This window comes from Janibacter melonis (assembly GCF_003721155.3).
In the GTDB taxonomy this organism is placed as follows: domain Bacteria; phylum Actinomycetota; class Actinomycetes; order Actinomycetales; family Dermatophilaceae; genus Marihabitans; species Marihabitans melonis.
This window is the reverse complement of the sequence record NZ_CP044548.2, coordinates 2,291,518-2,310,618: the sequence shown is the minus strand read 5'-3', so window position 1 is coordinate 2,310,618 and position 19,101 is coordinate 2,291,518. Positions and strand designations below refer to the sequence as shown.

Annotated in this window: 13 protein-coding genes and 1 pseudogene; 9 read left to right on the top strand and 5 right to left on the bottom strand. The window is 74.2% G+C overall.

Features of this window, described 5'->3' with window-relative positions; genetic code table 11:
* Positions 1 to 55: 55 nt before the first annotated feature.
* The gene (locus tag EEW87_RS10995; protein ID WP_123092910.1) at positions 56 to 1,510 is read right to left on the bottom strand and encodes a protein adenylyltransferase SelO; all 1,455 of its coding nucleotides are present in this window, start codon (positions 1,508 to 1,510) and stop codon (positions 56 to 58) included.
* Between the two features lie 226 nt (positions 1,511 to 1,736).
* Between EEW87_RS10995 and EEW87_RS10990 the strand changes: the two genes are divergently transcribed.
* Both EEW87_RS10990 and EEW87_RS10985 read left to right on the top strand, forming a co-directional pair.
* Positions 1,737 to 6,536 (top strand): DUF4082 domain-containing protein, encoded by a 4,800-nt coding sequence (locus EEW87_RS10990; protein WP_123092912.1) that lies wholly within the window; start codon positions 1,737 to 1,739, stop codon positions 6,534 to 6,536.
* 4 nt (positions 6,537 to 6,540) lie between these two features.
* The gene (locus tag EEW87_RS10985) at positions 6,541 to 7,107 is read left to right on the top strand and encodes an acyltransferase (RefSeq protein ID WP_123092914.1); all 567 of its coding nucleotides are present in this window, start codon (positions 6,541 to 6,543) and stop codon (positions 7,105 to 7,107) included.
* A 170-nt stretch (positions 7,108 to 7,277) separates the two neighbouring features.
* Here the strand turns inward: EEW87_RS10985 and EEW87_RS10980 are convergent, their stop codons facing one another.
* Positions 7,278 to 8,129, bottom strand: a complete 852-nt coding sequence (locus tag EEW87_RS10980) for a glycosyltransferase family 2 protein (RefSeq protein WP_123092916.1) — start codon at positions 8,127 to 8,129, stop codon at positions 7,278 to 7,280.
* Positions 8,126 to 9,328, bottom strand: a complete 1,203-nt coding sequence (locus EEW87_RS10975; protein WP_123092918.1) for a glycosyltransferase family 4 protein — start codon at positions 9,326 to 9,328, stop codon at positions 8,126 to 8,128. Before EEW87_RS10975 ends, EEW87_RS10980 begins: the two co-directional genes overlap by 4 nt.
* Before the next feature lie 52 nt (positions 9,329 to 9,380).
* Between EEW87_RS10975 and EEW87_RS10970 the strand changes: the two genes are divergently transcribed.
* From EEW87_RS10970 to EEW87_RS10955, 4 genes and pseudogenes are all read left to right on the top strand, one after another.
* Positions 9,381 to 10,289 (top strand): glycosyltransferase family 2 protein, encoded by a 909-nt coding sequence (locus EEW87_RS10970; RefSeq protein ID WP_163562435.1) that lies wholly within the window; start codon positions 9,381 to 9,383, stop codon positions 10,287 to 10,289.
* A gap of 55 nt (positions 10,290 to 10,344) precedes the next feature.
* On the top strand, positions 10,345 to 12,735 hold the full coding sequence (locus EEW87_RS10965) for a glycosyltransferase (RefSeq protein ID WP_163562434.1): 2,391 nt from the start codon (positions 10,345 to 10,347) through the stop codon (positions 12,733 to 12,735).
* A complete protein-coding gene (locus EEW87_RS10960; protein WP_148041605.1) occupies positions 12,732 to 13,673 on the top strand; it encodes a hypothetical protein in 942 nt (313 codons plus the stop codon). Before EEW87_RS10965 ends, EEW87_RS10960 begins: the two co-directional genes overlap by 4 nt.
* 122 nt (positions 13,674 to 13,795) lie before the next feature.
* Positions 13,796 to 14,131, top strand: a pseudogene (locus tag EEW87_RS10955) (NUDIX domain-containing protein); the annotation flags it as partial.
* 11 nt (positions 14,132 to 14,142) lie between these two features.
* Here the strand turns inward: EEW87_RS10955 and EEW87_RS10950 are convergent.
* Both EEW87_RS10950 and EEW87_RS10945 read right to left on the bottom strand, forming a co-directional pair.
* Positions 14,143 to 15,501, bottom strand: a complete 1,359-nt coding sequence (locus tag EEW87_RS10950) for an O-antigen ligase family protein (protein WP_192826196.1) — start codon at positions 15,499 to 15,501, stop codon at positions 14,143 to 14,145.
* Positions 15,501 to 16,349: a YveK family protein gene (locus tag EEW87_RS10945; protein WP_123092924.1), complete on the bottom strand. Its 849-nt coding sequence runs from the start codon at positions 16,347 to 16,349 to the stop codon at positions 15,501 to 15,503. Before EEW87_RS10945 ends, EEW87_RS10950 begins: the two co-directional genes overlap by 1 nt.
* A 136-nt stretch (positions 16,350 to 16,485) precedes the next feature.
* Between EEW87_RS10945 and EEW87_RS10940 the strand changes: the two genes are divergently transcribed.
* Genes EEW87_RS10940 through EEW87_RS10930 form a run of 3 tightly spaced genes read left to right on the top strand, consistent with a single transcriptional unit; the run spans position 16,486 to position 19,101 of the window.
* The gene (locus tag EEW87_RS10940) at positions 16,486 to 17,178 is read left to right on the top strand and encodes a hypothetical protein (protein ID WP_148041606.1); all 693 of its coding nucleotides are present in this window, start codon (positions 16,486 to 16,488) and stop codon (positions 17,176 to 17,178) included.
* Between the two features lie 49 nt (positions 17,179 to 17,227).
* Positions 17,228 to 18,307 carry a hypothetical protein gene (locus tag EEW87_RS10935; RefSeq protein ID WP_123092928.1) on the top strand — a complete coding sequence of 360 codons (1,080 nt, stop codon included), beginning with the start codon at positions 17,228 to 17,230 and terminating at the stop codon, positions 18,305 to 18,307.
* Positions 18,304 to 19,101 (top strand): WecB/TagA/CpsF family glycosyltransferase, encoded by a 798-nt coding sequence (locus EEW87_RS10930; RefSeq protein WP_205473711.1) that lies wholly within the window; start codon positions 18,304 to 18,306, stop codon positions 19,099 to 19,101. The genes EEW87_RS10935 and EEW87_RS10930 overlap by 4 nt, the downstream gene beginning before the upstream one ends.

Sequence of the window (19,101 nt, the reverse complement as noted above, 5' to 3'; positions counted from 1 at the left end):
GACCAGCGCTTCGCAACCGGGCGGCCCGCCTGCAGCAGCTTGGTGGGGGGAGAGGTCAGGTGCCGCAGTAGGTGACGTAGTCGCGGGTGAAGCGGGGGGCGGGCTCGGCGAGGCGCTCGCGGCCCGGCCGCTCGACGAAGGGGTCGCGCAGGGCTGCGTCGAGGGCGGCGAAGGGGGCGAGGTCTCCCCCTTCGGCCGCGGCGAGGGCCTCCTCGACGAGGTGGTTGCGCGGGATGTAGACGGGGGTGACACGGTCCATCGCCTCCGCCGCCTCGTGCGGGGTCCGGCCGGTGCTCGCGACCCGCTCGCGCCAGGTCCGCTCCCAGGCCGCCCAGCGCTCGCAGTCCTCCACCTCGTCGAGGTGGCGGGCCTGCTCGCCGCGCAGGAGCCGGGCGAGGTCGCGGTGCAGGCCGGTGTGGTCGAGCTCCTCGTCGCGGGCGATGCCCTGCAGCTCGGCGGCGAGCTCGCCGTCGCGGTCGTCGGTGGAGCCCGTGAGGCCCAGCGCCGCGCGGGCGCGGTCCAGCCGGCTCGCCTGGTAGCGCGCGTCGAAGCCGTCGAGCAGGGACTGGGCCCGGGTGACCGCGTCGTCCGGGCTCTCCTGCTCGAGCGGCACGAGCGCCTCGGCGAGGCGGGCGAGGCCCCACGCCGCCATCGTCGGCTGCTGCGAGTACCGGTACCGACCGGTGTGGTCGATGCTGCTGAACCACTGCTCGGGGGCGTAGGTGTCGAGGAAGGCGCACGGCCCGTAGTCGATGGTCTCGCCGGACAGCGTCATGTTGTCGGTGTTCATCACGCCGTGGACGAAGCCGAGTGACATCCACGCCGCGACGAGATCGGCGTGGCGCTCGAGCACGGAGGCGAAGAGGTCGAGGACGTCGCCCTCGGCGACGTGCGGGTGGTGCCGGGCCCGGACGTGCTCGACGAGCGCGCCGAGCTGCTCGCGGCTGCCCTGGGTGGCGAGCAGGACGACGGTCCCGATGCGCAGGTGCGACGACGCGACCCGGGTGAGCACCGCGCCGGGCAGCGGGCGCTCGCGGCGGACCTGCTCGCCGGTCGCGACGGCCGCGAGGGAGCGCGTCGTCGGCACGCCGACCGCGTGCATGAAGCCGCTGACGAGGTACTCGCGCAGCACCGGGCCGATCGCGGCGCGGCCGTCGCCACCGCGGGAGAAGGGGGTGCGCCCGGATCCCTTGAGCGCCACGTCCCGCCGCCGCCCGCCGATGTCGACGACCTCGCCGAGCAGATGCGCCCGGCCGTCCCCGAGGAGCGGGCTCAGCTGCCCGAACTGGTGACCCGCGTACGCCTGGGCGATCGGCTGGGACCCCGTCGCCACGCGGTTGCCGGCGAGGACCTCCACGCCCTCGACGGAGCGCAGCTGCTCCGGGTCGGCGCCGAGCTCACGGGCGAGGTCCTCGTCGAGGGCGAGCAGGTGCGGGTCGGCGACGGGGACCGGGTCGACCCGGGCGCCGAGCCAGCCGAGGTCGCGGACGAAGCTGTTGTCCCACTGCATGTCCTAGAGCGTCGCACGCAGGCCCCGGGGCGGGGCACCGCCCGCCAGGGGGTGACGCCTGGACGGCGACAGGTCCTGTCCCGAGATCACGCACCACTTCTGCGGATTCGCCTCCCGGTTGCGGGCCCGGTCCCTACGATGTACGAGCCGGCCGGGGGATCCGTCGGCGGGGGCGAGCGTGTCGGGGACCCAGGGGTCTGCGGTGCGCCGGCATCGGGGAGATGACATGCACGAGGACGACGTTCGGCCGCCGAGCGACACCGACACCGCAGGACGCAGCGGCTTCAGCCGTCGGCGCTTCTTCGCCTTCTCCGGGGCCGCCGGCGCCGCCGCCGCGCTCGTGCCCGACGTGGCCGCCGCGGCGACGAGCCCGACGATCTCGCAGGAGAACGCCCAGACCGGCGCACTCCCGGAGCAGTGGGAGTCCGACGACAGCACGTCCATCGTCGGCTTCACCACCGAGTACAGCGTGCTGCCCGGGCAGCGGGTCGACTTCAAGATCAAGACCGACTCCCGCGACTACGTCGTGCGGATCTACCGGCTCGGCTGGTACGGCGGGCGCGGCGCGCGCTGGCTGCAGGACGTCAGCCCGACGGCGACCCTGCCGCAGAGCCAGCCCGAGCCGAAGACGGAGGCGTCGAGCGGTCTCGTCGACTGCGGCAACTGGGCGGTCTCGGCGAGCTGGACGGTGCCCACCGGCGCGGTCTCGGGGGTCTACTACGCGAAGATGCAGCGCCGCGACGGCGACGCCTCGAGCAGCCACACGATCTTCGTCGTCCGCCGCCAGGGCCCCTCCGACGTCCTCGTGCAGACCTCCGAGATGACGATGCACGCGTACAACCGCTACGGCGGCAACAGCCTGTACTTCGGCCAGCCCGTCGGCCGCTCCTTCAAGGTCAGCTACAACCGCCCCTTCGGCGAGGGCGACGGCCTCGACAACGACTTCTTCAACGCCGAGTACCCGCTCGTGCGCTTCCTCGAGCGCAACGGCTACGACGTCGCCTACTGCGGCGGCATCGACGTGCACCGCGACGCCTCGGTCCTGCAGGGGCGCAAGATTTTCGTCTCCTCCGGGCACGACGAGTACGTCACCGGGGCCCAGCGGACCAACGTCACCGCGGCCCGCGACGCCGGCATGCACCTGATCTTCATGACCGGCAACGAGTACTTCTGGCGGGTGCGCACCGCCCCTTCGATCGACGGCGCGAGCACCCCCGACCGCACGATCGTCTGCTACAAGGAGACGCTCGACGGGGCGAAGACCGACCCGAGCTCGGAGTGGACGGGCACGTGGCGCGACCCGCGCTTCACGACGAAGCCGAACGGCAACTTCCCCGAGAACGAGCTCACCGGACAGCTCTTCGTCGGCATCCTCCCCGGCGGCGAGGCGCCCAACCTCGCGCTGCGCGTCCCCCGGGACTACGCGCCGCTGCGCTTCTGGCGCGGCACCGACGTCGCCGCCCTCCAGGCCGGCCAGAGCGCGACCCTGGCCCAGGACAGCCTGGGCTACGAGTTCGACGTCGACGCAGACAACGGCTTCCGCCCCGGCGGCATCATCCACCTCTCGGAGACCTCGGCCAGCGCCCCGCAGATCCTGCGCGACCACGGCAAGACGTACACGGAGGGCGTCGTCGTGCACACGATGACGCTCTACCGGGCGCCGTCGAAGGCGCTCGTGTGGGGCACGGGCACCGTCCAGTGGGCCTACGGCCTCGACGAGTACCACGTCGCGCACACCGGCACCGCGACGAACAAGGCGATGCAGCAGGCGACGGTCAACGTCCTCGCCGACATGGGCGCCCAGCCGGTCACTCTCATGACCGGTCTCGTCCGCGCCGTCGAGTCCACCGACTCGGTGCCGCCGACGGTGACGATCACCGCCCCGACGTCGGGCAGCCACGCCCCCGTCGGCTCGCCCGTGACGATCACCGGCACGGCCGTCGACTCCGGCGGCGGCGTCGTCGCGGCCGTCGAGTACTCGACGGACGGCGGCACGACGTGGCGCCCGGCGACGGGCCGTGCGAGCTGGAGCGCGGTCGTCACCCCGATGGCGCTGGGCTCGTACGCGATCAAGGTCCGCGCGGTCGACGACAGCTGCAACATCGGCCAGCCGGCCACCGTGACCGTCCAGGGCGTCGCCCGCGCCTACCCGTGCTCGATCTGGCCCGAGGGCACCGTGCCCGCGACACCGGCGACGAACGAGACGACACCGCTCGAGGTCGGGGTGAAGTTCCGCGCGAGCGAGCCGGGCTTCGTGCGCGGCATCCGCTTCTACAAGGGCGCGGGCAACACCGGCACCCACGTCGGCCACCTGTGGACCGTCGACGGGCGCCAGCTCGCCGAGGTGACCTTCACCGGCGAGACCGCGTCGGGCTGGCAGACCGCCCCCATCACCCCCGTCGCCATCGAGGCCGACCAGACCTACGTCGTCTCGGTCTTCATGCCCAACGGCCACCCCGCCGGTGACACGGGGTACTTCTCCTCCCCCTTCGCACTCCCGCCGCTGCGGGCGCTCGGCACGGGAGAGGACGGGGCGAACGGCGTCTTCCGCGACGGCCAGGGCATGCCCAACCAGACGTACGGCGCGTCGAACTACTGGGTCGACATCTCCTTCAGCGACGACGACGCGACCGCCCCGACCGTCATCTCGACGACGCCCTCGGACCAGGTGCAGGCCGTCGGCCTCGGCCAGCCGGTGCAGGCGCGCTTCAGCGAGGGGATGACCGGCTCGTCGGTGAAGATCAGCCTGCGCGACGCGGACGGGCAGGTGCTCACGGGCACGATGTCCTACGACGCGACGACCCGCACCGCGAGCCTCGCGCCGAGCCAGCCGCTGCGCCGGCGCACCTGGTACACCGCGCGCGTCGACGAGGCGAAGGACCGCTCCGGCGCGTCGATCGCCGCGCCCGTGAGCTGGCGCTTCCAGACGGTGGCGGCCGACGACGACTCGCCGGCGACGCTGTGGGACTCCTCGGCCACGCCCGATCGCTTCGTCACCGAGCGCAGCGCGGTCGAGGTCGGCACGAAGATCACGACCTCCGCCGACGGCACGATCTCCTCGATCCGCTTCTACAAGGCGCCGGGCAGCGAGGGCACGCACGTCGGTCACCTGTGGACCCTCGACGGCCAGCTGCTCGGCTCGGCGAGTTTCGACCCGAGCCTGCCGAGCGGCTGGCAGCAGGCCCCGCTCACCGCGCCGGTGGCCGTGCGCGCCGGCACGACCCTCGTGGCCTCCGTCTTCGCGCCGCAGGGCGTCTACGCGGCGACCGGCGGGTACTTCACGACCGCGCGCACCCGCGGACCGCTCACCGCCCCCGTCGCCGGCAACGGCGTGTACCGCTACGGCGGCGGGGCCGTGCCGACGTCGACGTGGAACCAGACCTCGTACTGGGTCGACGTCGTCCTCGACCTGCCGGACGACACGACGGCGCCGAAGGTCGTCTCGGTCGAGCCGGCGAAGGGGGTCCACGCAGTCACCCCCGGGTCGGGCCTCGCGGCGACCTTCGACGAGGCGGTCGTCGAGAGCACGGTGCAGTGGAGCGTGCGGACCGCCGCCGGCGCGATCGCCGGGACGACGAGCTACGACGCGGCCACCCGCACCACGCGCTTCGCGCCGTCGTCGACCCTGCCCCGCGGGGCGACGGTGACGGCGAGCGTGCGCGGGGCCGACCGGGCGGGCAACCTCGGCGAGGCGCGGCAGTGGAGCTTCGTCGTCGACAGCGAGGTCGGGCGCACCCCGGCGACGCTGTGGACGAGCGCCGACGTGCCGACGGTCGCGTCGGTCTCCGACACCGGAGCCATCGAGGTCGGCGTGCGCTTCCGCCCCGACGGCGACGGCACGATCACCTCGATCCGCTTCTACAAGGGGCCGGGCAACGGCGGCACGCACGTCGGGCACCTGTGGCGCACCGACGGCACCCTGCTCGCGACGGCGGTCTTCGCCGACGAGAGCGCGACCGGCTGGCAGGAGGCGGACTTCGCCACCCCGGTGCCCGTCACCGGCGGCACGGAGTACGTCGCGTCCTACCAGGCCCCCCAGGGCCGGTACGCGGCGAGCAGCGGCGCGCTGAAGACGGCGCGCACGCGCGGCCCGCTCACCGCGCCCGCCTCGGCGACCGGTCGCCCGAACGGCGTCTTCGCCTCGGGTGCCGCGACCTACCCGACGCAGACGTGGAACGCGACGAGCTACGGCGTCGACGTCGTCTTCGTCGACGCGACCGCGCCGGAGGTCTCCGGGCGCACCCCGGCGCCGGGCGACGAGGCGATCCCCGTGGCCTCGACGGTCACGGCGACCTTCTCCGAGCCGGTGGTGTCGAGCAGCATCGTCTTCGGGCTGCGCGACCCGGGCGGCGCGGCCGTGCCGGCGAGCGTGGCGTACGACGCGACGGAGCGCACAGCGACCCTCACCCCGAGCTCGCCGCTCGCGTCGGCGACGCGGTACACGGCGACGGTGAGCGGGGCGAAGGACGCGGACGGCAACGCGATGACGGCCCCGTCGACGTGGTCCTTCACGACGGCGACGGCCGGCGAGCAGACCGTCTGGCCCGACTCCGTCGTCCCGGCCAAGCTCGACTCCGGCGACACCGGCAGCGTCGAGCTCGGCATGAAGTTCCGCGTCACCGCCGCCGGCACGGTCACCGCGCTGCGCTTCTACAAGGGCGGGTCGGGCAACGCCGGGCCGCACGTCGTCAACCTGTGGGGCCCTGACGGCACGCGGCTGGCGACGGCGACCTCGAGCGCGGAGAGCGCCCGCGGGTGGCAGCGGGTCAAGCTCAGCACGCCCGTGACGCTCACCCCTGGGACGATCTACGTCGTGTCGTACTTCGCCCCGAGCGGCCGGTACAGCGTCGACGGCGGGTACTTCAACGCCGGCACGCGCACGAGCGGCGCGATCGAGGCGCTCGGCAACGGCGTGAGCGGCGGCAACGGGCTCTACCGCTACGGCACGGCGAGCTCAGCGATGCCGACGGGCAGCTACAACGGCGCCAACTACTGGGTCGACGTCGTCTTCGTCGTGGGAGCGTGAGCCGGTGAGCAGCGACGGGGTCTTCGTCCACCCGGACGGGCGCTGCTTGTCCGACCGCGTCGGTGAGGGCACCCGGGTGTGGGGCTTCGCCCAGGTGCTCGACGGCGCGGTCGTCGGGCGGGACTGCAACATCTGCGGCGGAGCCTTCGTCGAGGGCGGGGTCGTCATCGGCGACCGCGTCACGGTGAAGAACTCGGTGCTCCTCTTCGAGGGGGTGAGCGTCGGCGACGACGTCTTCCTCGGCCCGGGGGTCGTCTTCACCAACGACATGCGCCCCCGCGCCCACGTCAAGCGCTCCGGTGACGCGCTCCTGCCGACGACGGTCGAGCAGGGCGCGACCCTGGGCGCCGGGGTCGTCGTCGTGTGCGGCACCGTCATCGGCCACGACGCCTTCGTCGGCGCCGGCGCGGTCGTCACCGCCGACGTCGCGCCCCACGCCTTCGTCGTCGGCAGCCCGGCCCGCCAGATCGGCTGGGTCTGCCGCTGCGGCGAGCGCCTCCCCGCCGACCTCACCTGCCCCTGCGGCCGCTCCTACGAGCAGGCCGAGGTCGGCCTGCGCGAGCTGCCCTGACCCCCTTCGCCCCGAACCTCACCCGTCACTGGTTTATCGGGTCACCCGATAAACCCCTGGTGAGCACGAGTTTCTTACTCATGCTGAGCCGGGGTTTCTCGGGTGACCCGAGAAACGTGGGGCTCGTGGGGCTCGTGGGGCTCGTGGGGTTCGCGAAGGGGGAGAGGGGGTCAGCCCTGGCGGCTGCTCTCGTCGCGCAGCCAGTGGTCGTGGCCCTTGCGGGCGCGGCGGCGCACGAGGAGGCGGGCGGCGAGGGTGACGGCGACGAAGACGGCGACGTCGGGCAGGCGGCGCAGGTCGCCGCGGGCGATCGTCACGAGGTCGGCCGGGGTGGTGCGTGCGGCCTCGGTGCGCAGACCGCGCTCGTCGGCCTCGGTGTTGCCCTCGACGACCCGGGCGCGACGGCGCAGCAGGTCGGCGACGGTGCGGGGGACGCGGACGACGACCTCAGCGGCGACGACGAGCCGCTCGTGCTCGGCGAAGGCCTCGGACAGCGCGAGGTCGTCGGAGAGCATCGCCTCCATCGCCCGGAAGCGGCGCATGCCCTCGGGGCCGAGCGCGATGACCCCGCGCCCGAAGAGACCGCTCCGCACGCTCGGCAGCTCCTGCCAGACGCGGTAGTAGGCGCGGACGAGCCCCGAGCACCCCGTGGTCTCGAGGACCCGCCGGGGTGCCGTCGCGAGCACCTCGCCGGCGAGGATCGGGGCGACGAGGGCGTCGATCATGCCCTCGCCGAGCTCGAGGTCGGCGTCGCAGATGATCCGCGGGTGGTGCGAGGCGATGTCGTCGGCGGCGAGGACGGCGCCGTGCTTCGAGGGGGTGGCCAGCTCGAGGACGTGGTGGGCCAGGCCGCTGCGCCGGGCGCCCTCGGCCGTGGAGTCGCTGCAGCCGTTGGCCGCGACGACGACCTCGACCGCGGTCGTGCGGGCCGCGCGCGCCACCGACGCGAGCAGTCGGGGCAGCACCCGCTCCTCGTCGTGCGCCGGCACGAGCAGGCTGGCGACCGCGGCCGGCACGGTCATCGTCGGTCCGCGGCGAGCTCGGCGCCCAGGGCGAGGAGGCGGTCGACCTTCGCCGGCCAGGTGGCGGTCGCGGCGACGTGACGTCGCCCGGCCTCGCCCATGGCCCGGCGCAGGGCGGCGTCGCCGCCGAGCCGGTCGAGCGCGGCCGTGATGTCGGTGCGGAAGCGCTCGGGCGAGATCACCGGGAGCCGGATCGCGCACTCGTCGGTCGTGAAGGCGCCGGGTCCGCCACGGGCGGCGACGACGAGCGGCAGCCCCCAGGACATCGCCTCGAGCGGGGCGTTGCCACCCGGCTCGCGATAGCTCGGGAAGGCGAAGATGTCGGCCCGCCGGTAGAGCTCGGCCATCGCCGGTCGCTCGACCCAGCCGTGGAAGGTCACGCGGTCCTCGAGACCGAGGGCGGCGACCTGACGCCGCAGCGACTCCTCCTCCGGACCGACCCCCGCGATCTCGAGGTCGACCGGCGCCGTCGTGGCGGCGAGCGCGTCGACGAGCTCGTGCACCCCCTTCGAGCGCACGAGACGACCGGCGAAGAGGGCGCGCACCCGCGGCCCGGCGACCCGCTCGACGGGCTCGGGGATCTGCGCGACCGCGGTCTCCGGCATCGTCTCGAAGCGCTTGAGCGTCAGCCCGGACAGCGCCTCGGCGACGTAGTCGGCGATGCCGAGCACGCAGTCGGCCTCCTCGAAGGTGCGTCGCAGCAGCCGGTCGCGCCGCAGCCGCATCCCGTCGAGCTCGCGCAGCCGGTAGTACCAGGGCTCGCTCGTGCCGTCGGCGCTGAATCCGGGCGGGTCGGCCAGGCCACCGCCCACCGGGCCGACGATCGTCGGGATCCCGAGCCCGACGACGGGGCTCGGGTAGCGCATCGCGACCGGGGTGGGCTGGAAGGCGAGGTCGAAGTGCTCGCCCGCGGCGAGGGCGTCGGCGACCCAGCGCCGCGCGCGCCGGTAGAAGGCGACGTAGCCCGGCTTGGCGATGCTGTTGAGCCGCTCGGCCCGGCCGAGCAGCGGGGGCTCGACCCACTCGACGACCCGCAGCCCGTCGAGCTGCTCGGCCGCCGGGGTCGCGGTGCGCTTGTGGTAGGTCACGAGCGTCGTGTCGCACCGCTGCGCGAGGTGTCGGGCCCACTGGGCGGACACCCAGGACTCGCCGACGTCCTGGCCGTCGCACGTCGGGGCGATGAGGAGCACTCGGGGCACAGCGTCAGCAAACCACGCACGGGCGGTGCCGCGTGGCCGCTACGGTGAAGCCGTGCCAGCCCGGGTCGGCCTCGTCGTCGTCAACTACAACAGCGCGCACCTCACCCGTGCGCTCCTCGACGGTGTGCCCGCCGCGCTCGCCGGGCTCGAGGGCGAGGTCGTCGTCGTCGACAACGGCTCGCAGGACGACTCGCTCGAGGTCCTCGCGACCCTCACCGGCGTCACCGTCGTGCCCTCGACGAACGAGGGCTACGCGGCCGGCCTCAACCGCGGGATCGCCGCGCTGGAGCGCGTCGACGCCTACGTCGCGCTCAACCCCGACCTGCGCCTCGCGCCGGGCAGCCTGCGCCGCCTCGTCGAGCGCCTCGGCGAGGGCCCGGACGGCGCCCGGGTCGGGATCACCGCACCCCTCGTGCGCGACGCGGACGGCTCGACGTCGTGGTCGCTGCGCCGCGACCCGAGCCTGCTGCGCTCGTGCGGGCTGGGCTCGACCGGCCGCCCAGCGCTCAGCGAGTACGTCCGGGACCCGCAGGCCTACAGCCACGCCCACGCGGTCGACTGGGCCCTCGGCGCCTGCCTCGCCGTCTCGTGGGAGTGCGCGCAGGACATCGGGCCGTGGGACGAGTCGTACTTCCTGTACTCCGAGGAGACCGACTACTGCATGCGCGCCCGCGACCTCGGCTGGCAGGTGTGGTTCGAGCCGGCGGCGGAGGTCATTCACGAGGGCGGCGGCTCCGGCGTGAGCGACGCGCTGCACGAGATGCAGGTCCTCAACCGGGTCCGCCTCGTGCGCCGCCGACGCGGCACCGCGTACGGGTGGGCCTACCTCGGCGCGTCGACCGCGCAGGAGCTGTGGTGGGCGGCGAAGGGGAACCGGCGCAACCGTCGCGCGGCGCTCGCCCTCGTCGTGCCCTCCCGCAGATCGGCCAAGTCCTCCCGGGGGAGCGTGCTCCCGCAGTAGCCTCGGGGGTGCGCGTCCGGGGGGTCGGACGACGCACCGTCACGAAGGGGGCGCGATGCGCGTACTCGTCTACCCGCACGACCTCGCCATCGGCGGGAGCCAGCTCAACGCCATCGAGATCGCGGCCGCGATGCGCCCGGCCGGCGTCGAGCCGCTCGTCGTCGGGCGCACCGGCGCCCTCGTCGAGCGGATCGAGGAGCTCGGCCTGGACTTCCTCGAGACGCCCGACCCGGGCCGCCGTCCGTCCGTGCGGGTCGCGGCGAGCGTGCGTCGGCTGGTCGACGAGCGCGGGCTGGACCTCCTCCACGGGTACGAGTGGCCCCCGACCCTCGAGCTCGTCGCCGCCGGCGGTCTGCGCGGCCGGCCCCCGGTCGTCTCGACGGTGATGTCGATGGCGGTCGCCCCCTTCGTCCCGCACGACGTGCACCTCGTCGTCGGCACCGAGCAGATCGCGGCGACCGAGCGCGCCCGCGGTCGTGACCGGGTGCACGTCATCGAGCCGCCCGTCGACCTCGCGCACAACGTGCACCCGGGTGACGAGACGGTCGCCGCTCTGCGTGCCCGGCACGGCCTGACCGGCGACCGCCCGCTCGTCGTCGTCGTCAGCCGGCTCGCGGACCAGCTCAAGCTCGAGGGACTGCTCCACGCGATGACCCTCGCCGCCGATCTCGCCGCGACCGACGACGCCTTCGACCTCCTCGTCGTCGGCGACGGCCCGGCCCGTGACCGTGTCGCCGTGGGGGCCGAGGCCGCCAACCGCCGGGCCGAGCGCCGCGTCGTCGTGCTCGCGGGCGAGCTGCGCGACCCGCGCCCGGCCTATGCGGCAGCCGACGTGTGCATCGGCATGGGCGGGTCGGCGCTGCGGGCGCTCGCCTTCGCCAAGCCCCTCGTCGTCCAGGGCGAGTCCGGCTTCTTCCTGCCGCTCAGCGAGGAGACGGCCGACGTCTTCTCCTGGCAGGGCTGGTACGGGACGGGGGCCGACTCCGAGCTCGGCGTCGCCGCCCTGCGCGAGGCGCTCGTGCCGCTGCTGCGCGACCCGGCGCTGCGCGAGCGCCGCGCCGCCCTCGGCCGCCGGCTCGTCGAGCGCTGCTCGGTCGAGGCGGCCGCCCGCGACCAGCTGCGGATCTACGAGGAGGCGCTCACCTCGGCTCCCGCGCGGACCCGGCATCTCACCGACTCGGCTCGCGCCGCCGGCCAGCTGGCCCGCTACAAGGTCGCCCGCAAGTCCGCGCGACTGCTGCGGCGGGGCTCGACCGACGACTTCAACGCGGCGCCGGTCGCCGGCCGCGCGGCCGGACGGCGGATGCCCGGCGACGCGGAGTGCGGTCGTCGTGACCCCGTGCTCTGGTACGCCGGCGTGGCCTGGGACGCGGTCCAGGGCACCGACCGGCGCCTCGCGGAACGCGTCGCGGGGGACCGCGACGTCCTGTGGGTGGACCCGCCGGAGCCGAGCGGTCGGCCGTGGCGGCCCGGCAGCCTGCGGGCCAGGGTCGAGCACCCACGCCCCGGTCTGACCCGCGTGACGACCCCGGTGCTCCCCGGCGTGACGCGCCCGGTGCTTCGGGGGCTCGCGCTCACCTGGTCGGGACGGTCGGTGGAGCGGGCGCTGCGCGAGCTGGGCGTCGTGCCCCAGGTGGTCCTCGCCTCGTGCACCGAGCCGGTGCTGCGCCGGCACCGCGACCTGCCGAGCGTCTACTACGCCACGGACGACGTCGTCGCCGCTGCCGACCTGTGGGGCATCTCGCCGCGGCTGCTCCACGAGTGGCGTGAGTCGAACCTGCGCTGCGCCGGCCGGGTCCTCGCCGTCTCCGAGCACCTCGCGCGGCTCCTGCGCCGCGACGGCGTGTCACCCGTCGTCCTGCCCAACGGCCACGCCGGGGCACCGACGTCGACGTCCGCCGCGTCCGTCGAGCTGGACCTGCCCCAGCCGGTCGCCGCCGTCGTCGGCCAGCTCAACGAGCGCATCGACCTCGCGTGCCTGGAGCAGGTGCGTGACCTCGGTCTGGGCCTGCTCGTCGTGGGGCCGGCGGTCTTCGCGACACCCGCCGCCCGGGCTCGATTCGAGCGGCTCGTCGCCTCTCCCGGCGTGCGCTGGACCGGACGCGTGCCGAGCGAGGAGCTCGCGGGCTACCTCGCCGCCTCCCATGTCGGGCTCAGCCCGTACACCGACACCGCCTTCAACCGCAGCTGCTCGCCACTGAAGACCCTCGAGTACCTCGCGGCGGGTCTGCCCGTCGCGACGACCGCCGTCGCCACCGACCCCGTGGGGTCCCCCTTCGTCCTCCCGGCGCACGACGCGCCGGGCCTGGCCCTGCGCGCGGCCGAGCTCGCGCACGCGGGGACCGGACCGGACGAGATCCGCCGCAGTGTCGCGGGCCACGACTGGGCCAGCCGTGCCCGGGCGCTGCTCGTCGAGCTCGAACGCGCAGACAAGGGGACGTCATGAGACGTCGACGCACGACCTTCGCCCTGGGAGGGGTGGCCGTCGCGGCCGCCCTCGCCCTGTCCGTCCGTGGGGGCCTGGGTCCCTCGACCTCCCCGGCGACCCAGTCCCCAGGTGCCTCGGCCGCCGTCGCCGGGCCCACGGAGACGGACTGCGTCGACGCGCCCAGCCGGTGCGGGTACCCCGACGAGACGACGACCGGGGTGAGCGACGGGGTGACCCTGAAGAAGTCCGGGTCGGTCATGGCCGACGAGGACGGCCAGGTGGTCGAGGGCCTCGACATCACCGGCGAGATCAGCGTCAGCGCCGCTGACGTGACGATCCGCGACGTGCGGGTCACCGGCGGCCGCGGTGCCGGGGCGTCGGACTGGGTCGTCGTCATGCGGCCCGGCGCAGAACGGCTCGTCATCGAGGACTCCGAGCTGCGCACCCCTGCGGGGTCCGAGCAGGACCTCGCGTGCGTGCTCAACATCGGCGACGGTGAGCCGACCGTGCGCCGCGTCGACATGCAGGGCTGCAGCATCGGTGTGTCCACTGGAGGGGGCGTCGTCGAGGACAGCTACATCCACGACCTCGCGATGGTGCCGGGACTCAGCCACGTCAACGGCGTCGCGTCTATGGGCGGCGGGGGCCTCACGGTGCGGCGCAACACGATCCTCAACGAGCACCCGCAGACCTCGGTCGTCGCCCTCTACCAGGACTTCGGGACGCAGTCCGACGACCTCGTGCAGGACAACTTGCTCGCCGGCGGCGGATACATCTTCTACGGCGGTGACGGGACCTTCGGCCCGACGTCGAAGATCCGCTTCCTCGACAACCGGGTCGCCCGCCTGTACTACCCGAAGGGGGGTTCGCTCGGGGTCATCGCCCACCTCGACCTGGACCTGCCGGGCAACGAGTCGTCGGGCAACTTCTGGGACGACACCGGCGAGCTGCTCTGAGCGCCGACCGCGCTGACCTCGAGGTGCACCGTGTCGCCGCCGCGGCGCTCGTGCGCGACGGCGCGATCCTGCTCGGGCACAGCCACCCGGGTCGCCGCTAATACCCAGACTGCTGGGACCTCGTCGGGGGTCACGTGGAGCCGGGGGAGACCCCGCAGGACGCCGTGCGTCGCGAGGGCCTCGAAGAGATCCGCGTCCTCGTCGAGGACCCTCGGCCGGTACGGCTGACCCTCGCCGACCCGGCCGTCGAGATGCATGCCTTCGTCGTCACCACCTGGTCGGGCGAGCCGGTCAACGCCGCACCGGACGAGCACGACGAGATCGGCTGGTTCGGTGTCGAGGAGCTGGGCGGTCTCGTCCTGACCGACCCCGCAGCGCTGCGCGACCCCGCAGCGCTGCCCGACCTCGTCGCGATCCTGCGCAGCGCGTCTGGTCGCAGCGCGGCGGGAGCCGGCTGAGCCGGTCCCCTCTAGCGGGTGGGCAGGAGCCGGCGCCACGAGCGCGCCGGCACCGGCGCCTCCTCGCCGGGCCGGCCCGCCGAGCGCTGGATGCGGCTCGAGCGCAACGACGCGCCGGCCATGCCCATGAGGAGGAACCACACGCTCGGCATCATGGGGAAGCTGAAGCCGTCGAAGAAGGCGAGCAGGATCGTCCCGACGACGACCCCCGCCCCGATGCCGGCAACGACCGGCCGCACCTGGGGATCAGTCGTGCGCAGGTAGGCGGCGAGGGCGCACCCGATCGCGGTCAGGGCGACGAGGAGGAGCGCGCCGAGCCCGACGACGCCGATCTCGACCGACGACAGCAGGTACTGGTTGTCGAAGATCCGGAATCTCGGCAAGAAGGTGCCCGGACCACGCCCGAGGAGCGTGTCCCGCGAGAGGTAGTCGGCGGCGACGGCGTAGCCGTCGACACGGGACTGCAGGCTCGTGTCGCCGTCGAGCCCCGTGAAGAGGCCGAGCGTCGTGCCCACCATGCCCGGCACGGTGACGAAGACGACGGCGCTGCCGAGCACGAGGGCGAGACCCACCCACAGCCGCTGCACGCGGTCCCAGGTAGGGAAGAGCACGACGAGCGCGACAAGCAGGCCGATGAGGGCCGACCGGGTGCTCGAGACCCCGATCGCGGTGGCGATGGCCAGCGCGGGCCACCAGCGGCCCAGGGTGCTGGTCTCGTCGTCGGGGTCCCGGGCGGCCATCGCGCTGCTCAGGGCGAGCGGCAAGAGCATCCCGAGGACCGCCCCGTACTCGATGGGGTGGATCGACGTGCCCGCCGGCCGGGTGAAGCCGTCACGGACGTAGCCCTCGGAGATGGCCCGGATGGTGACGAGCCCGGGGATCTGCAGCTCGTCGACCCAGGACCGCCCCGTGGCGAACTGGACGATGCCGAGCAGGGCGATGCCCCCGCCCGCCGCCGCAACCCGCCGGGTGAGCACGACGAGCCGGCCCGGGTCCCAGATCGCGTCATGCGTGAGCAGGAGCGCCCCGCTCCACGCCACGTAGAGCATGAGGGTCATCGTCGCGACGCCCATCTCGGCCGTCGCGGCCGGTCGCGCGATCGCCGTCGAGAAGGAGATGACCGCGACGCCGAGGAAGACGACGAGCGCGCCCACGAGCGGCGTCGACGGCTCGCTGCGGACGCGGTGCACCCGCTCCCACGCCCACCACAGCCCGCAGCCGAGCCACAGCACCGTGGCAGGGGTGCCGACCCCGCCGAGACCGGGGACGACGAACTGCGAGGGGATCGCCAGGGTCGCGACGACGCACACCGTGAGCACGGTGACGCCGTCGCCGACGACCCCGAGACCGGAGCCCCCGTACCGCGGCATCACGGCTGGGGGACCCTCCGGTCCCGCAGAGCACTGGTGGCCTTCGGCGCATCAGGGCTGCTCTGCAGCGGGGCCGTCTCGGGCCGGGACGTCTCGGGCGAGGGCAGGTCGTCGTGCACGGGGGGCGGCGGCGACAGCTTCCCGTCGTGGCCACCTGGCGCGTGCCCCTGCACCGGCGGAGGGAGGACCACCCCGGTCGGCGGGGATGTCCTGCCCCGGCCGCGACGACCCGGGCCGGTCAGACGGCGCTCCGCGCGACGTCGCAGCGCGCTGTCGATCATGGACAGCGCGATGAGGGTGAGCACCCCGACGCCGACGAGCGCGATGAGGGCGGAGCGCACACGGTCACGACCGACAGACTCGGCGACCTTGTCGGAGCTGACCACCCGACTGGTGATCTGCTGGTCCGAGCCGCTCGTGATCTTCGACTGCAGGGCCGACAGGCTCTTGGGCGCCGTCGCGAGCAGCTCGTCGCGGATCTGCAGGGCGCCCTGGCTGGTGACGTCGCGCACCGTGAGGAGCAGCACCGGGCTGCTCGTGCTCGGCTCGTTGACCACCTCGTAGGAGGCGTCCGGCTGCAGCTCCTCGACCCGCCGACGCACGTCCTGCCCGGACAGCTCGAGGACGAGCACGTCGACCGCCTCGTTGAGACCGCCGAGCTGGAGCAGAGGGTTGTCGCCCTCCTCGACGGTGGCCCGCGGTGGCAGGAGCAGGACCGTGGCCGTGGCCTCGTAGGTCGGTGGCGTCGTCGCGTACGCGCCGTACCCCGCACCGAGCGCGCAGAGCACCCCGATGACCACCACCCACCACCGTCGGCGCCCGGCCGACACGACGTCGCGCAGCTGCACGTCCCCACCTCTCTCCGGTGTGGCCCGACTCCCCTTCGCCCACACCTCGTCCGTGCCATATTAGGAACAGATCGCCTCGCGCCGTGGGGGTTTCGCAGCGATCGCAGCGGGTGGACCGTGACGAAGGGGGATCGCCGTGAGCGTGTGGGACGTGGCCAGGGCCGTGCGCCGCCAGCTCGTCGTCCTCCTCGTCGGGCTGCTCGCAACGGGGTGGGCCGCGCTCGCCGTCACCCACGAGGAGCCGGTCTACTGGGCCCGGGTGCGGGCGGTGCTCGTCGCGCAGGGCGGCAGCCGCAACTGGCTCGTGCAGCCCGGTGAGAGCGCGATCCCCCTCGCCGGTCTCCTCGAACGCCGGATGAACGCCGAGGTCGACGCCGTGCCGACGAACTCCCCGGACGTGACGATCATCGACCGCGGGATCACCCACGGCACGGTCGTCTTCCTGCCCGACCGCGGCGGTCAGTGGGCGCACAACTTCACCGAGCCGATCGTCGTCCTCGAGGCCGCCGGCCCGGACGAGGCGTCGGTGCACGTGCAGATGGACGAGCTGGTCCGCCGCCTGCGCGGCGAGCTGACGACGCTGCAGCGCGACCTGCTCGTCAGCGGTTCACCGCGGGTCGGCTTCAGCGACTCCACCCTCGAGTACACGGTGCAGGCCGCGGCGGGCCGGCCGAAGGTCGGCGCCGTCGGCGTCGTGCTCGTCGGTGCCACGCTCAGCGTGCTCGCCTGCGTGAGCGTCGAGCGCCTGCGCCGATCTGCGCGAAACCGGGACGGCGCCACCTACCCCGGTGCCATCATGATCACCGCGGCGCCAGGGGGTCGGGTCTGACCGACCGCCGTGGTGGGTCCGCTGACGACCACCGGGGGGAAGGACGCCCATGACGGGCCACGAGGACCTGCAGGACCTGGCACTGAGGGGCCTGCGCACGATGTACGACGCGCGCACCGGTCGGGTGCCGCAGACGATGCGCCTGGTGCGCACGCCCGACGGCGTCCGGCTGCGGCCCGAGGGCGAGAACCTGCGCTACGACGGCATGGTCGCGCTCGGCCTGTCGCGCGCCGGGGACGAGGCGGCCCGGTCGGTCGTCGGCGAGGGCGGCGTCACGGCGTACGTGCGCACCGTCGTCGAGCGGGCGAAGGGGTCGGCCGAGCTCGGCGAGATCGCGCTCGCGGCCTGGTGCCTCGGCGAGATCTGCGGCGACGAGGACCCCGTCCTCACCAGCCGCATGCTCACCCAGCTGGGCGCGCCGTCGGTGGCGACCGTCGCCACCTCGTGGGCGCTCACCGCCACGACGAGCGTGCCCCAGGGGTCGGCGGGGCTGCACGAGGTCCGCGACGCCGCCCTGGCCCGGCTGCTGCCCGCGCAGGGGCCCGGCGGCCTCTACCCGCACCTGCTCCCCGCATCGGGGACGCTGCGGGCGCACGTCGGCTCCTTCGCCGACCAGGTCTACCCGGCGATCGCCCTCGCCCGCCTCTCGCGCGCCCGCGACGACGCCGACGCGCTGAGCCGGGCCACCCGGACCGTCGACGTCCTGTGCCGGCTCCAGGGCAGCGCCGGCCAGTGGTGGTGGCACTACGACTCGCGCGGCGCCGAGGTCGTCGAGCGCTTCCCCGTCTACAGCGTCCACCAGCACGCGATGGGCCCGATGACGCTTCGCGACCTGCACGAGGCCGGGGGACCGGACCGCAGCGCGGAGGCCGAGGCCGGGGTGGCCTGGCTCGAGCATCACCCGGAGTCGCTCGAGGACCTCGTGAGCCCGCGCCACAGCATGATCTGGCGCAAGGTCGGCCGGACCGAGCCCCCGAAGGCCGCGCGTGCCATCGGGGCGGCCGTGACCTCCCTTCGCCCCGGCACCCAGGTGCCCGGCCTCGACGCCCTGCTGCCCCCGGGCGCGGTCGACCACGAGTGCCGCCCCTACGAGCTGGGGTGGCTGCTCTACGCGTGGGGCCGGTCGTGACCGGCCCCGTCGTGGGCCCGGTCTCGGACCACGAGGTCGACCTCTTCGGGCTGCCCGTCGCGGCCCTGACCTCCGAGCAGGTGGTCGCCCGGTGCGTCGCCGCCGTCGAGCGCCGCGAGGTGCTCGAGATCGGGGTGCTCAACGCGGCGAAGGTCGTGAGCATGCGTCGCGACGCGCGGCTGCGCGAGTCGCTCCTCGGCTGCGACCTCCTCGTCGCCGACGGCCAGGCCGTCGTGTGGGCGAGCCGGGCCCTGGGCCGCCCGCTGCCCGAGCGGGTGGCCGGCATCGACCTCTTCACGAGCCTGCTCGAGGTCGCCTCCGAGCGCAGGCTGCGGGTCTACCTGCTCGGCGCGACGGCGGAGGTCCTCGCAGGGGTCGAGCAGGTGCTCGCGATGCGCTACCCGGGGGCGGTCCTCGCCGGATCCCACGACGGGTACTTCGCGCCGGAGCAGGACGACGACGTCGCCCGCGAGATCGGGCGCGCGCATGCCGACCTGCTCTTCGTCGCCATGCCCTCGCCGCGCAAGGAGACCTTCGTCGACGCCCACCGCGACGTGCTCGCGGTGCCCGTCCTGCACGGCGTCGGCGGCTCCTTCGACGTCGTGTCCGGGCGCACCCGCCGCGCCCCGGGCTGGATGCAGCGCGCGGGCCTCGAGTGGGCCTACCGGCTGCTGCAGGAGCCGCGCCGCATGTGGCGGCGCTACCTCGTGACGAACACCCTCTTCGTGCTGCTCCTCGTGCGTGAGCGGGTCCGGCCGAGCGCGCCGTACCGAGACCCGCGTCGGGTCGCCTGA

Bases quoted from the DNA above. Each gene is read 5' to 3' on its own strand.
- EEW87_RS10960 (WP_148041605.1), top strand. From the start codon at position 12,732: ATGAGACGTCGACGCACGACCTTCGCCCTGGGAGGGGTGGCCGTCGCG.
- EEW87_RS10990 (WP_123092912.1), top strand. From the start codon at position 1,737: ATGCACGAGGACGACGTTCGGCCGCCGAGCGACACCGACACCGCAGGA.
- EEW87_RS10965 (WP_163562434.1), top strand. From the start codon at position 10,345: ATGCGCGTACTCGTCTACCCGCACGACCTCGCCATCGGCGGGAGCCAG.
- EEW87_RS10995 (WP_123092910.1), bottom strand. From the start codon at position 1,510: ATGCAGTGGGACAACAGCTTCGTCCGCGACCTCGGCTGGCTCGGCGCC.
- EEW87_RS10935 (WP_123092928.1), top strand. From the start codon at position 17,228: ATGACGGGCCACGAGGACCTGCAGGACCTGGCACTGAGGGGCCTGCGC.
- EEW87_RS10980 (WP_123092916.1), bottom strand. From the start codon at position 8,129: ATGACCGTGCCGGCCGCGGTCGCCAGCCTGCTCGTGCCGGCGCACGAC.
- EEW87_RS10950 (WP_192826196.1), bottom strand. From the start codon at position 15,501: ATGCCGCGGTACGGGGGCTCCGGTCTCGGGGTCGTCGGCGACGGCGTC.